This is a genomic window from Ensifer adhaerens, from assembly GCF_020035535.1.
GTDB lineage: Bacteria > Pseudomonadota > Alphaproteobacteria > Rhizobiales > Rhizobiaceae > Ensifer.
Genome location: NZ_CP083349.1, coordinates 2,055,543 through 2,069,152 on the forward strand (window position 1 = coordinate 2,055,543; position 13,610 = coordinate 2,069,152).

The following is a 13,610-nucleotide window of genomic DNA, read 5'->3' on the forward strand; positions in this document are numbered from 1 at the left end:
ATGAACGCGCCCCTCAGCATTCCATCACCGGTCTTCACCGGTGCCCGCCTCAAAGGGCTCGGTTTCGCCAACCGCCTGTCGGTCGCGCCGATGACCCGCATCAGCGCCTCGGCGGCGGGTGTGCCCGGCGAACGCATGCAACGCTACTACCAGCGCTTTGCCCGCGGTGGCTTCAGCCTGATCACCACGGAAGGCATCTACACGGACAAGGCCTATTCCCAGACCTATCGGGACCAGCCGGGCCTGACGGACAGGGAACAGGCGGAAGCCTGGCGGCAGATCGTCGATGCCGTTCACGCAGAAGGCGGCCGCATCTTCGCGCAGCTGATGCATGGCGGCGCGTTGGCGCAGGGCAATCCGCACAGGCCCGAGACGGTGGGCCCTTCCGCTGTCCGCCCGAAGGGCAGCCAGATGACCGGCTATCACGGCGACGGGCCCTATCCGCTGCCGCGCGAAATCAGCGACGCCCAAATCGCCGAGGCGATCGAGGGCTTTGCCGATGCCGCTCGCCTTGCGATCGACGTCGCCGGCTTCGACGGCATCGAAATCCACGGCGCCAACGGATACCTGCTCGATCAATTCTTCACCGATTATTCAAACAGGCGGACCGATCGCTGGGGTGGAGATATCGTTGAGCGTCTCGGCCTGTCGCTCGAAGTGCTGAAGGCGGTGCGCGCGGCGATCGGACCCGACGTTCCGCTGGGCCTCCGCCTCTCCCAAGGCAAGGTCAACGACTTCAGGCACAAATGGGGGGAGCGCGAACAAGGCGCTGCGCGCGTGTTCGAGGCACTCGGCAAAAGCCCGGCCGACTTCGTGCACGTGACCGAGTTCGAAGCCTGGCAGCCAGCCTTCGAGGGTGGCGACGCCTCGCTCGTCTCGCTCGCCCGCCGTCACGCGCCGCGCCTCCTCCTCATCGCCAATGGCAGCCTACACGACCTCGCCCGCGCCGAGGAGGTGATGGAAGCGGGTGCCGACATGATCGCGATCGGCCGCGGCGCGCTCGTCAACCCCGACTGGCCGCGGCTGACTGCCGAACGCAGCGGCTTGCGCCCCTTCGAACTACCGTTCCTTGCACCGATCAGCGACATCAAGGACAGCGAACTCGCTCTCTGAAAATAGATCGACGGACGCACCTCCCGTGGGGTGCGCCCGTCACTTGCCCCAAGGGGCAGCCGACCTGAGTTATTACAAAGCCGGCACGAAGCGATAGGCCGCCCCGTTGCGTTCCGCCCGCCCGATCCCCGGATACGCCCAATGGTAACCGAGCAGCGCCAGCCGCTCCGATGCGGCCCGATCGATCAAGGCCTTGCGGTTCTTCAAGGCCAGTTCCGCATCCGTGTCGAAGCCGAAATGCCAGTCGGGATGCTCGAAGAAGACGACGTTGCTGGTGACCGCATCGCCCGTGATCACCAGGCCCTCATGTCCGGCTCCGTCGCCGCCGGCAAGCTGGAGCGAGATATGGCCGGGCGTGTGACCTCGCGTGTCGAGCACCTGCATGCCACCGACGATTTCGTCGCCGGGCTTCACCAGGGTCAGCCGATCCTTGACCGCGAACAGGTCGCGCTGCGCACCCTTGGCAAAGCCATGCAGCACCTGCGGCATCACCCTTTCGAAGTTCGGATCGGTCCAGAACTGCCATTCCCCCTCCGAAACGAAGTACTGCGCATTCGGAAAGGCGAGCGTCCCGTCGGCGCCAACGGTGCCGCCCGCATGGTCAGGATGGGCATGCGTCAGCACCACCTTCGTCACCGCACTCGGGTCGATGCCGGCCGCAAGCAGATTGGCGTGAAGCTTGCCGGCGCTCTCCTGAAAACGTGTGCCCGAGCCGTCGTCGACCACGATCAGATCGTCACCAGAGCGGATGACCGGAATATTGGTGTGAAACGGCGCCTTTTCGGGCGTGCCGCCAAGCCGGCGCATGATCTCCGGCCGCTCTTCCGCCGCTGCATCCGGCAGCACGATGTTGACCGGCAGCATGATGAAGCCGTCGCTGACAACGGAAATGTCGAAGCTGCCGTGACGAAAGCGATGGATGTCAGCGGCATAGGCGCCTTTCGGCAGGAGAGCGGAGGCGGCAACCGCGCCGGAGCCGGCGATGAGTTGACGACGGTCGATCGGGAGAACGTCATTGGAGGAACGGGAGACGGTCATGACACTGATCCTTGGCTTAAGCGTTTGAGGAAAACCGGTACCGCCTTCTGGGCGGCACCGGGAGCAACCATCAGGCCTTGGCGAAGGCGAGCAGGTCGGCGTTGAGCCGGTCCTTGTGGGTGTCGGTGATGCCGTGCGGTGCGCCGGCATAGACCTTGAGTTCCGCATGCGGCACCAGCGTCTTCGAGGCCCGTGCCGCCGCATCGATCGGCACGATCTGGTCGTCGTCGCCATGGATGATCAAGGTCGGCACGTCGAACTTCTTCAGGTCCTCGGTGAAGTCGGTCTGCGAGAAGGCGACGATCGAGTCATAGGTGTTCTTGTGACCGGCCGTCATGCCCTGCAGCCAGAAGCTGTCGATCATGCCTTGCGAGGCGACCGCACCCGGGCGGTTGAAGCCGAAGAACGGACCGGACGCGATATCGCGGTAGAGCTTGGAGCGATCCTTGAGACTTGCCGCCTGCAGGCCGTCGAATACCTCCTTCGGCAATCCGCCGGGGTTCTTGTCGGTCTTGACCATCAGCGGCGGCACCGCCGAGATCAACCCGGCCTTGGCGATGCGGCCGGTGCCATGGCGGCCGATGTAGCGGCTGATCTCGCCGCCGCCGGTGGAAAAGCCGGCGAGGAAGATGTCCTTCAGGTCGAGCGCATTGATCAGATCCGCGAGATCATCGGCATAATGATCCATGTCGTTGCCGTCCCAGGGCTGCGACGAGCGGCCGTGGCCGCGGCGGTCATGGGTGACGACGCGGAAGCCGTTGGCGGCGAGATGGAAGGCCTGCGCTTCCCAGCTGTCCGACGACAGCGGCCAGCCATGGCTGAGCACGACGACCGGGCCATCCTTCAGGCCCCAGTCCTTGTAATAGATCTCGACGCCATCGCGGGTGATGATGCGGCTGCCCTTGCTGTTTGATCCCTCGGTGCCGGACGCGCCGGCGGTTGATGTCGTGTTGGATGCGGCCTTCGCCGGCGTGTTCATGGTGTTGACCGCGGCTGCGGTGGCCACGGCACCGAAGGCAGCCGAAAGAACCGTGCGGCGCGAAAGGTCATTGGAAATGCTTGCGGAAACTGCTCTTGCCTGTGTCATTGTCCTCACCTCTTTGATCTCTGTTGCCAGGCTTCCATCCCGTGGAAGCGATGGTTGAATTGATAAATCGGCGGGCCTAACCTCTCGACCGGCAAAGCTGACAACGATGGGGGCAGAAGTGACAAAACGATCGACAAGCGAACCGGCGGAGATCGGTATCGTCGTCTACCCGCGCGCACTGATGTCGGCGATCCATGGGCTGACCGACATGTTTCAGGTGGCGAGCATGCAATCGGTCGAACAGAGCGGGAGGGACGCTCCGCAGATCCGCATCAGCCACTGGAAGCTTCAGGAAGACGGCTCGGTGTCGAAATCACGTGACACCCACGAGGGGCCTTCGTCCGGTCTTGTGGCGCTGATCCTGCCGCCGACGCTCTCCGATTTGCCGGTCGGCGATCGCATCGGCGCCTTGCCCGCCTTCGTGCGCGAACAGCACCAACGAGGTACAACGATCTGCTCCGTCTGCGGCGGCGCCTATCTGCTGGCGGAATCCGGTCTTGCTGCCGGCCGCACCATCACCACCCACTGGTCGCACCAGGACCTGATCGCCGATCGCTATGGCGATATCCGCGTCGACACCGACAGGCTGCTCATCGACGAGGGCGATATCATCACGGCTGGCGGCATGATGGCCTGGATCGACCTCGGCCTGAAACTCGTCGACCGGTTTCTCGGAACCGACGTCATGTTGGCAACCGCGCGTTACATGATCATCGACCCCGGCGCGCGGGAGCAGAGCTACTACAGCGTCTTTGCGCCGAAACTCGATCACGGCGACACGATCATTCTGAAGGTCCAGCACTGGCTGCACGGCGCCAATACCAAGGGCGTGACGCTGCAGATGATGGCCGAGCGCGCCGGCCTCGGCGACCGCACCTTCCTGCGCCGTTTCCAGAAGGCGACCGGCTTCAACCCCACCGAGTATTGCCAGCGGCTGCGGATCGCCAAGTCGCGCGATCTGCTGGAGCGTTCGCATCTCTCGATCGAGCAGGTCGCCTGGCAGAGCGGCTATGACGACACCAACGCCTACCGCAAGATCTTCCGCAAGATCCTAGGCCTTTCACCCAAGGAGTATCGCCTTCGCTTCTCGGTATCGGATGGTGCCCGGCGCATGGCCGCCTCAGCGCCGCATGCGGTGCCGGCTTAGAGGCCGGAGATGGGATCGGGCTCCGTCGACTGGGCCGCATCGCTGGCCACGTTCGTTCGTAGCCGCGGCCAACGGCGCAATTCCAGGCGATTTAGCCGCCAGCCGACAAGGGACCAAGCAATGCCATCTCGGTGCCCCTCGAGGGCTAGAAAACGCAAAAACCGCCGCGCGCCCGTTGGGACGCGCGGCGTACATTGAATTCGCTGGTTGGAGCGATTTTCCCTGGACTATCGGTCAATCTAGATCTGATCTGCTTTGGAGCGTAACCGGCGTTTCGGTCAGCTCAAGGTATTCGACGCGTCCGATCACGGGCGCTGCCCGTCAGCCCTTGCCGACGATGACAAAGACGACACGACGGATCGCTTCGGCGAAGCCGACGCCCAGCGCCATCGCCGCGATGCCGGTGACGCCTAGTGCGCCGATCCCCATCAGTTTCCAGCGCCTGACATCGTCGGTCACGGGTTTCATCTCCGCAACGTCCCCACCGATCGCCGAGACAGACGCCTCGATCTCACCCACACGGTCGATCAGCTGCTCCATGCGCAGATGCACGCTGCCATGAATGGCCGCGTACTTGTCCTCGGCGCGGCGGCTCCCCTCCTCGATCCGGCGGATGGATTCCTGCAGGCCGCGCATGCCCGCAACCAATTCGCCAAGCTGGCGGTGAACGGCAACATCGATTTCAACTGCCGACATCGGTGCGCTCCCCATGCCTGGCACACTCCGCCCGTGTCCATATTTCCGCAGCGCAGAGACCGACAGCCGTGCGATCGATTCGCCGTTGATCGACAGCTGTCGCACCACGCGCACCGATGAGATCAGTTCCGACCACGCCTCTGAGGCCCGGAACACTCGCCGGTTGCGAAGTTCCACAGCCCGCCTGCATCAAGGCAGGAATCGTAATCAAGGCGCTTTTCGCGAGCGCGGCTCTGAGCGTCATTGTTCTGCCTTTCGATAGCATTGGCGATGGAACGGGCACCATCGGCCCGGATTTCGTGGACGAGCCAGACGAGGCCGGCGAGCACCAAACAGCCTGTCAGCAACTTGGGCCAGGGCAGCATCATCTGGCCCAGCCAAGACGGCGCGCGAGCACATACCAGGTTTCAGATAAAACGCCGGCAGCCAGGCCGACGCCAACCTCCAGCAGCATCTGAATGTCCGGGTCATCAGCAAGCGCGGGACCCATTTCAGGCGCCAGCAAGCCTTTGGCCACAAGCAAACCGGCGCCATAGCGCAGCACGATGCGAATCATCACAGCGCTCATTTCGCCCACCTCGCGAGAACAGCGACAACCGCTGCAACTAGGCGTACAAGCACGCTGCCGATAGACTTAGCCGCATCGCTGTCCCTTTCGCCCTTCTCCGCGGCCCCCGACTTCCCCGGCCGAAGCACAACGACGACGCCGGGCTTCGCCGGCGCCGCCTTTTGCTGGCCGTTCCGGCCATATCCGGCCTCCCGCAACGCCGCCTCGAACGCTCGGCCATAAGCCTCGATCTTTGGGCCATTCTGCCTGACATCAGCATTGACGATCGCGCGCGACGCCGCATACCGATAGCCGATTGCCGCCTCGGAAAGGCTCTCGTCCGTGTCGAAATCGGTGAGCCGCTTGCCAGTAAAGAGCCCCTCCGTCATGCCATCGAACAGGATGCGCACCGCAGTCGCCATCTCGCTCGCCTGCTCCGGCGCAGCCGCAAGGCCGAACTTCGCATAGTTCGCCTTGCCGGTAATCTGCGCCAGCCCGCGCCCGCGGAAACGCCACCCATCGTCCGCCGCGACATTCCCGAGCCGACCGCCATAGACCCGGTTCGCAAGCTTGCGCGGATTGCCGGCAAAGGGCTCTGCACTTGCAACTGTCGGGAATCGCGCGGGCCAAACCTGGGTGAGCCGCTTGGCGGAGTAGTTGAGGTTTTCGTCGATCGGCTGCATGGAGCCGCCAGTTTCGTGATAGACGGTCGCGAGTATTGCAGCGAGGTGGCAGTGACCGACACCTCGACCATGGGCTTCATCGAGGATCGCCTCGATACCCTTCGTCTGCTGCGCAGATAGAGAACTGCCGAATGCCGCGCTACCCCGTCGCCGGAGAGCGGCAAAAAATACCGAGTGATTCATAGTTCACCTGAATTGTGGAGAATGCCTAGAGATCGGCAGCAGCAAGCCACAGATTATCGATCTGGGCATCTGATAGACCGAGCTCTTTCCCTATCGTGGCGATCAGCGGGTGCTTGCGCTGAAACGTCTCGGCATACTCCCACTCGATCTGCGCCTTATCTTGTTCTGCGCCGACAGGCATAGCAGCAATCACAGTTGCCACAACGTTTGGTGAAACGCCCGCGCTGACGAGACCTAGACGGAATTGCCGCGCAGAAAGCGACGGCATCGCTCGTCGGCTCTCTTCGTCCGACGGGGGAACATACGCGGAGATCGGAAAGTCATCATTATCGACGAGCCACTTGCGAATGGCCGGATTGAGGCCAAAGCTATCCTCCGGCCGTGATACATAATCACAGTCGTAAACGACATCGTCTAGATCAGTGATGTTGCATTTGACCAGCAACACACCGTCTTCCTTGGTCTTTTGAACAGAATAGACCTCATTCAACGAAAGCGCCATCACGCGGTCCTCTGCATCTGAACCATGGAGTTCCCACTGGAGTATGTGACCTGCCCGCGTGCACGCCACGTTCCGCCCAACTGAGCGCCGGCCCCCACGTCCAGGGTATATTGATAGGCAGCGGTAGATAGATACGTTGCGTAACCTTGGTTCCGGTTTCGTATACCGTTTGAGTAGCAGAACACTGGATGGCCGACAGGAAAGTTGACCTCATCCTGGTTGGAACCGGCGTAGATTACAACGCGCGCGCTCAGAGCATCGCTGAGGTAGGCGCCAAACCCGGCCATTCCGCCAGCGAACTGGACGTTACCGTCACCGAAATATGCCGCGCCGCCGACGTACATCGTGCCTCCGATAGCATGGTTGCCGGTATTGGTGATATGTCCGGCTCGAGCATCGAAGACGATGCGGCAGTTGCCGGAACTACTATCGTAAATGCCAACGCCGTACCAAGTGGAGATGCGGAGGTTGTGAGAGGTATAAGTAGCGTTGTCGCCAGTGCCCGCCACCACGCCGTTACTACTGCCGAGGGCACCAGAGGTGAAAAAACCCGTCGGGCTATAGATGCTACCGCCGAGATTGGCGTTAGCTGCAGCGTCCCACCAAACCAAGGTTGAGGCGTTCGACCATTCGCTATTGGAATACTGGATGTAGAACGAGCCGCCCGAGTCGCTAAGTAGGCGATGGTCCCGGTTTGGGTTGGCGTTGAGGCGGAACTCCGACGTGCCCGCATTGTTGCCGACTTCGAGCATGTGGCCACCCCAGAAGCCAGCCCCATCTTCTCGAAGAGTGAACGATCTGACGAAGGTGCCAGAGGTGCTGTAGAGGAACGTTTGCATCGCGCCGATCGTGTTGTTGTGCACGATGACGCCACGATTCACTCCGGCGGCTGTCATGAAGTAGAGATAGCGGTCACCATTGAAACGGATCTGTACGTCGGCACAAGCAACAAAATTCGGAGCCCAGAGCGCGCCGGTGAAGGTCGTTCCGGCTGTCGTGACCAAGGGGATTCCGCCGTAGGTGGGCACAAGGGCGCCGGAGAAATTGTAACGAAAGCCCGCTTCAGCGTTAAGGTCGATGTTACCGCCAGCGTTTGGAGCATAGCCGATGTAGCCAGCCCGGTTTCCATCGGTTTTTCTAAAATCCACGTATCCGGTGTTCGTTGCGTTTCCGGTACTGAGCACTATGTGTCCCGTCCCAGGACCATTGTTGACGGCGATAGAGCCAACGAACGTCTTGCTCGACATCGTCGATGGCAAGCGTGCGTCATTGACTGTGCCACTCGTGAGGTTGCTAGCGTTGTCCGCACCGATCGTCGCCCGCATCGTTCCGGCATCGACATCATCAAGGAGGTTTCGCGCAAACGGCGTCAACGCCGTCGTCGCGTAAAGATCCGTCCCCGTCGTGTAGAGCATCTGATTGGTCGTTGTCGTCAATCCGGCGATCGATTGCAGGCCTGCGTCCTGCGCCTGGACATTGGTGCCGATCTCAAGACCGAGCGCCGTCCTGGCACCGCTTGCGCTCGTCGCACCCGTGCCGCCCGCGGTCAGCGGACGCGGTGCGTTGGCGTCGGCAGTCAGGTCGTCGATCAGCGTGTTGTAGGGCACGCTCTGGATCGTGGTATTGGGCACGCCTTTGGTGCCGGCGGGAGGCGAATAGACGCCACCTGTTCTGGGCATGGCTTGTCTCCATGGAAGCGCGTGTCCGCAAGCTTCCCTGTTGTTCCTGTTATCGATGGAATTGGTGATCCTCGGCGAGGCACGCTTCGGCCGTTGCTGGGTTCCCCAACCGCGGCCAGTGAGCTCGCTTCAAGGGCTCCAAATGAATGACCCTGAAGCTGTCGATAGACTCGGTGGAGGAACTACCGCTTGTTGCGACCTGCCGAAAAAAGCCGGCCATAGTCGACGCGGCGCATGCCGTCGGGGCCGCGGCTGACGACATCGGGGCGGGATTTTTCCACCTCTTGCGCCATCACGCCGAGATGTTTCGGGCCACGTCCGGCCTCGCTCTTGTAGCGGTACTCGTAGAGAGAATGCCCATCCAACTTGCCGACCTTCTTGATGTCCTTTTTCAGGCGACGGTCTGACGGCTTCGGTAAGGCACCAAGAATGCTCCCGAGCACACTGCTGATGCCTTCTCGCTTCTGATTGTACGCCGCCACGCGGTTCTGATAGTCCTGCTGCACCATCCCGGCATAATCCACCGGCTCAATCCTCTGCCCCTGCGTCGGGACAAAATTCGGGCTACTAACCTGGGCGCCCGATAGCAGGCTCGAAATCTCGTTGATCGGCTGGTTTCGCTGGGCATACATCTCGTTGAGATATTGCGCCCGCGCGGCGTTCTGCGCCGCAAGCTGCGCCTGCTGGGCGTTGAAGCTCTGGTCCTTCGCCGGTTGATGTGTTCTTCTCAAAAGGAAGAATAAGACCCCGCCGCCAGTTCTCAGGGCTCGCATCTTCGGCATGCCGTTCGACAGGTGTTCGACGAGGACCCGTCTCGTCGCGAAAATCCCTGAGTTCAAGAGGCGTCGCCGCTCCGACCAGCGAACGGCCAGTCAGAAGCCCACCGGGGTCGTAAGCCAGCCTGTTGGTTCTGTCCGTCATCCCGGCAACCCTCCGATATGCGCTGTCGTCAGCGCCGTTCCGCCGGCCATTTCGGCCAGGTTCTGCTCGCGTTTCAGGTTGAGTTCGGCGTCGATCTGGTAGCGTTTGAGCGCGCCATTCTGCTGGATCTCCGCAAGCTTCAGCTCGCGCTCCATCTCCAGCTTGCGCCTGGCGTTTTCGCCGTCCATGCGCGCCTTCTCGTTCGCCAGCTGCATCTGCATCTGCAGTTGCTGCATGCCGAGGTCAGGCTGTTGCTGCGGTTGGGCCGCCTGCATCCGCCGCTGGATGTCTTCGGGCGTCGGCTTGGTGAAGTAGAGATCAGGCGATTTCAGCCCCGCCGCCTCCACGGTCTTGGCAATGCCGTTGTAGAGATTGTCCGGCGAGACGTAAGGGTTGTCGGGCCCGAGCGTCGTCAGCAGCTTTTCCTGCAATTGCTGGATCATCTGGATCATCAGCATGTCGCGCTCGCGCGTTCCGGCACCAAGCCCGGTGTTGACGGTCGCATCCATGCCGGCGTTCCAGTGGCGCGGGTCGAAGGTCACCCATTTGCCGCGAAGCCTGACCGCCCGCGGCCGGTCCTGGTGCTTGATGGTCAGCCCGAGCAGGCCCTTGAACACCCGCCTGAGCCCTTGCGCAAAGGTGCGCACCATCAGCTCCGTCTGGCCGATGCCCGCCTGTTCGACGAGTGCCGTCGCCTTCGCCGTCATGTTCTGCAACGCATCCGGCGCCATGCCGCTGGAGGCATCGGAAATCCCGGTGCGATCGGTCGCCTCCTGGTCAAGATAGCCGAGCATGGAGAAGGACTCGCGCGCCACGAAGGGCACCGCCGTGTAGCCGACGGCGCCGCGCACATCGACGCCCTGGCCGACGCGGATCGGCTGGCCGAATTTTGGGTTCAGCACCGATTCCGGGTTCTGGATAACCCCTTCCTGCACGATCGGCTGCTGGTTGTTCTGCCAGTAGAGATTGTCGAGCGTCTGGCGCAGAAGCACGGTCTTCACCCGCTGGATCTCCGCCATGTCGTCGGTGATCGCATTGCCCTCGCGCTGGTGCGGCCGTCGCTCCGTGATGAGATCGGCAAAGGGCACCTCGTCCCATTCCGCATCTTCGAGCAGATTGTCGGCCCCGGTTCCACCGGCAAAGACCAGGCGGCGGAGTTCCGCAATGCCATCGTCGTCGGCATCGACCTTCACATAGAGCTCGTAATAGTCGACCTCCTGCAGCGCCGTCGCGGTCTCCTCGCCGTCGCCGAAGATGCCGCGCCGGCGCGCAAACTCCTCGTCCTCGCCGTCCGCCTCGCCGGCAATGGCAAAGCCTTCGACCAAGTCGCGGTCGTAGCCCATGGCGATCAGGTCCGAGCGGCGCATCCGCCGCTTGATCCCGGCAATCGGGCTATCGTCGATCGAGATCGCATCCGGATGCACGAGGAATTCTTCGAGCGGCACTGCGGCAAGCCGGGTCGCGCCGCGCTCGGCGGTGCGGCGAATCTTCACAGTGAAGACCGGCTGCTCCACCGGCCCGGTCGGCAGCTCGATCCGCTCGGTCGTCTGTGCCTGTTCCAGCACCTCCACCGTATCGTCGGCAATGAGCTGCACCAGCGCTGCCTCGTCGAGCCCGCTATGGGTCGAAACCTCGACGCACTTTTTCTTCTCGTACCACCAGCGGATCACGCCATTGCCGAGCTTCAGCGCGTCGTGCGCTGCATCCTGCACGGCGTCATAGCCGTCGCTTTCGGGAAAGACGATGTAGTTGATGTAGTCGGTCGCCTGCTCCGCACCCGCCTCGTCGCCCTGGTTGACCGGCTGGTATTCCACCACCTTGTCATTGCCGAGCACGGTGCGGATGAGCGACGGCAACACCTTCTTCACCGCCGCCCGCACATCGCGCGAAACCACCTTGGAGCGGTTGGCCTCCGCCGGCACGTCGGCCATCACCCCGTCATAATATTCCATCGCCCGGACCCGCGCCGCCGAAAGCTGGTCGCGATAGTCCTCGCAATCCCTGACGAGCTGGCTCACCATCTCAGTCAGTTCCATTTTCGTCATCGCAGCCATCTAGAGAACCTTCCGATCGGTAAAGGCCCAGGCGGCGCTGTCCGCCTTCACCCGGGCAAAGCGTTTCATCATCAGCGCGTAGCGGCTGGCCGAAATCACGTCGTCGCGTTCCTTGACGATCCGGCCGTCCTTGCGGTGGTAGAGCCTGAATTCCTCGAACCAGTCGCCAACGGTCGAAAACACCTTGAAGCGCCCGGTCTGCATCCTTTGCAGCATGTCGGAAATCCCCGCCTCGACGCCGTTGGTGCCGTCGTCGAAGGTGGCTCTTTCAGGCAGCATGACGAGCCCCTGCCCGCGATATTGCGCGGCGAGCTGCTCGCCCGAGCCCTTGTCGTGCTGCAGACCGTCATGCGGCCAAGCCCAGGGAAGCCAGGCCCCCCAGGGTTTCAGGCTCGCCGCATGGATGATCGGCGTCGCCTCGCGCTCGCGGTAACTGCGGGTCACGTAGAAGACGTCCGCGTCCCGGTCCCAGGCGCAGAGTGCGGCGGCAAAGGGGTGGTCCCAGCCGAAATCAAGCCCGCCGATCTGCACCCAGTGCCGGGGGATCTCGAAGGGCTCGACCCGGATCTGCTCCTCCGTCACCGGGAAGATCCGGCCGGAACCGAGCGTCGGCACGCCCTTGGTGCGCGCTTCCTTCTCGTGTGCCGGATAGCTGGCGACGATCTTCGCCCGTTCTTCCGGCGTATAATGTTCGGCATCGTCGATCGTCATGGTCACCACCGTCCGGTCGTCTGATGGCTCCAGCAAATAGCGGCTGACGACCGAGCTCATGCCCTTGAGCGGCGTAAACGTCACGGCGACCGATCCGCCCGTTGCATTGGTGCGGGTGATGCCCTCGAAATAGACGTCCTCCGGCGGCTCCTCGTCGAACCAGACATAGTCCACGGTGTTTGCCTGCCACTTCGCCCGCCCCTGCTCGTAGGCTTTAAGGAGCAGCGTCGAAGTACCGCCGCTTGCGTGGCGCACCGTCACACTGTCGAGGGCTCCTGAAGCACTGGACCTGCGCGTCCAGCCTGCAAGCGCCGCTTTCGGCAGATAGCCGGTGCCCCAGTCCTCCTCGCTCATCGGCGGGCCGACGAGCAGCCGCTGCACGCCATCGCGTGTCAGCTCGTGCGATTCCGATCCGCCGATCATTGTGATCGGCCGGTCGAACCGTCGGCCCGCCCACCAATGAGGATAGTCTCCGGTCAGGTGCATCGCCGCTTCGGCGGCGCCGGCCAGCGTCTTGCCGAGCTGGTTGCCGGCCATGAACAGCCGCTCGCGAAAGGTCGCACCCGCCGCGTGAAATTCCGTCTGCTTCGCATAGGGCCGGTAATAGGAAAGCCTATGCGTCTTCTGCCGCCGCCCGATCTCCATCGCCAGTTCCATCCGCTCCCGAAGAAGCGAGGAAAGGCCTGATGGTCTGGTCGAGTTTCTGGATCCGCTCAAGAAGTTGTTCATCCGTCATCTCGCCGATCTGGTTGGCATTGATGGTCACGTCCTTCGGCATCAGCGCCGCCACGGCCTTGAGGAAATCATGCGGGTTCTTCTCGATCAGCGCGTGGATCGCCGCCGCCCCCCGGCTCTCCCAGGCCGAAAGCATGTCCTCCAGAAAGAGCTCGCCGAGCTTGGTGCGCACCGCCTTGCGTGCACGCGGCCGGGGGATCGCCCCTGCCCGATCCGCACGCGGCAGAAAGCGCCCGGTCTTCGGGTCCTTGGCAGGTTTGCTTGTCATGGGTTTTGCTCCAGGCAGGCGCCGCGGCCGGTCGCGGCAGCCGCAGCATTGGCGAGATCGCCTTCGGCCCCGCGGTCCGGCACCTCGCCTTTGCTCGAACGGCTCAGGGCAGTTGCCAATCGTCAAGCGCCGTGCGCGCTCGCCGCAGAGGGCGCGCGAAGCGTGACAGCCGGTCACAGAAAATTGCGGATGTCACGCCTGATGTCACGCTTGCGAACTTGACTTCAGGTTGTATTCGTTCATCAA

13 protein-coding genes and 1 pseudogene are annotated in these 13,610 nt (G+C 62.7%); 2 read left to right on the forward strand and 12 right to left on the reverse strand.

Going from position 1 to position 13,610, the window contains the following annotated elements; translation table 11 throughout:
• Positions 1–1,113: an NADH:flavin oxidoreductase gene (locus tag LAC81_RS10055; RefSeq protein WP_223727698.1), complete on the forward strand. Its 1,113-nt coding sequence runs from the start codon at positions 1–3 to the stop codon at positions 1,111–1,113.
• A gap of 72 nt (positions 1,114–1,185) precedes the next feature.
• On the opposite strand, the gene LAC81_RS10060 is transcribed toward LAC81_RS10055, so the two are convergent.
• Entirely contained in the window at positions 1,186–2,151 is a 966-nt protein-coding gene (locus LAC81_RS10060) for an MBL fold metallo-hydrolase (protein ID WP_223727699.1), read from the reverse strand.
• Positions 2,152–2,221: 70 nt separating this feature from the next.
• A complete protein-coding gene (locus LAC81_RS10065; protein ID WP_223727700.1) occupies positions 2,222–3,238 on the reverse strand; it encodes an alpha/beta fold hydrolase in 1,017 nt (338 codons plus the stop codon).
• A gap of 118 nt (positions 3,239–3,356) precedes the next feature.
• Between LAC81_RS10065 and LAC81_RS10070 the strand changes: the two genes are divergently transcribed.
• Complete coding sequence (locus LAC81_RS10070) at positions 3,357–4,385, forward strand: GlxA family transcriptional regulator (protein WP_223727701.1); 1,029 nt, start codon at positions 3,357–3,359, stop codon at positions 4,383–4,385.
• 321 nt (positions 4,386–4,706) lie between these two features.
• Here LAC81_RS10070 and LAC81_RS10075 read toward each other — a convergent pair whose 3' ends face one another.
• From LAC81_RS10075 to LAC81_RS10120, 10 genes and pseudogenes are all read right to left on the reverse strand, one after another.
• Complete coding sequence (locus LAC81_RS10075; protein WP_223727702.1) at positions 4,707–5,081, reverse strand: DUF1515 family protein; 375 nt, start codon at positions 5,079–5,081, stop codon at positions 4,707–4,709.
• Positions 5,068–5,325 carry a hypothetical protein gene (locus LAC81_RS10080; protein ID WP_223727703.1) on the reverse strand — a complete coding sequence of 86 codons (258 nt, stop codon included), beginning with the start codon at positions 5,323–5,325 and terminating at the stop codon, positions 5,068–5,070. The genes LAC81_RS10075 and LAC81_RS10080 overlap by 14 nt, the downstream gene beginning before the upstream one ends.
• 120 nt (positions 5,326–5,445) lie before the next feature.
• Entirely contained in the window at positions 5,446–5,649 is a 204-nt protein-coding gene (locus LAC81_RS10085; RefSeq protein WP_223727704.1) for a hypothetical protein, read from the reverse strand.
• Positions 5,646–6,494, reverse strand: a complete 849-nt coding sequence (locus LAC81_RS10090; RefSeq protein WP_223727705.1) for a hypothetical protein — start codon at positions 6,492–6,494, stop codon at positions 5,646–5,648. The genes LAC81_RS10085 and LAC81_RS10090 overlap by 4 nt, the downstream gene beginning before the upstream one ends.
• Before the next feature lie 25 nt (positions 6,495–6,519).
• On the reverse strand, positions 6,520–6,996 hold the full coding sequence (locus tag LAC81_RS10095) for a hypothetical protein (protein WP_223727706.1): 477 nt from the start codon (positions 6,994–6,996) through the stop codon (positions 6,520–6,522).
• A complete protein-coding gene (locus tag LAC81_RS10100) occupies positions 6,996–8,675 on the reverse strand; it encodes a tail fiber protein (RefSeq protein WP_223727707.1) in 1,680 nt (559 codons plus the stop codon). The genes LAC81_RS10095 and LAC81_RS10100 overlap by 1 nt, the downstream gene beginning before the upstream one ends.
• A gap of 182 nt (positions 8,676–8,857) precedes the next feature.
• Positions 8,858–9,382, reverse strand: a pseudogene (locus LAC81_RS10105) (tail fiber domain-containing protein); the annotation flags it as partial.
• Between the two features lie 210 nt (positions 9,383–9,592).
• Positions 9,593–11,650, reverse strand: a complete 2,058-nt coding sequence (locus tag LAC81_RS10110; protein WP_223727708.1) for a portal protein — start codon at positions 11,648–11,650, stop codon at positions 9,593–9,595.
• A complete protein-coding gene (locus tag LAC81_RS10115; protein WP_419195814.1) occupies positions 11,651–13,018 on the reverse strand; it encodes a terminase large subunit domain-containing protein in 1,368 nt (455 codons plus the stop codon).
• Positions 12,975–13,364: a hypothetical protein gene (locus tag LAC81_RS10120; protein ID WP_223727710.1), complete on the reverse strand. Its 390-nt coding sequence runs from the start codon at positions 13,362–13,364 to the stop codon at positions 12,975–12,977. Before LAC81_RS10120 ends, LAC81_RS10115 begins: the two co-directional genes overlap by 44 nt.
• Between the last annotated feature and the right edge of the window lie 246 nt (positions 13,365–13,610).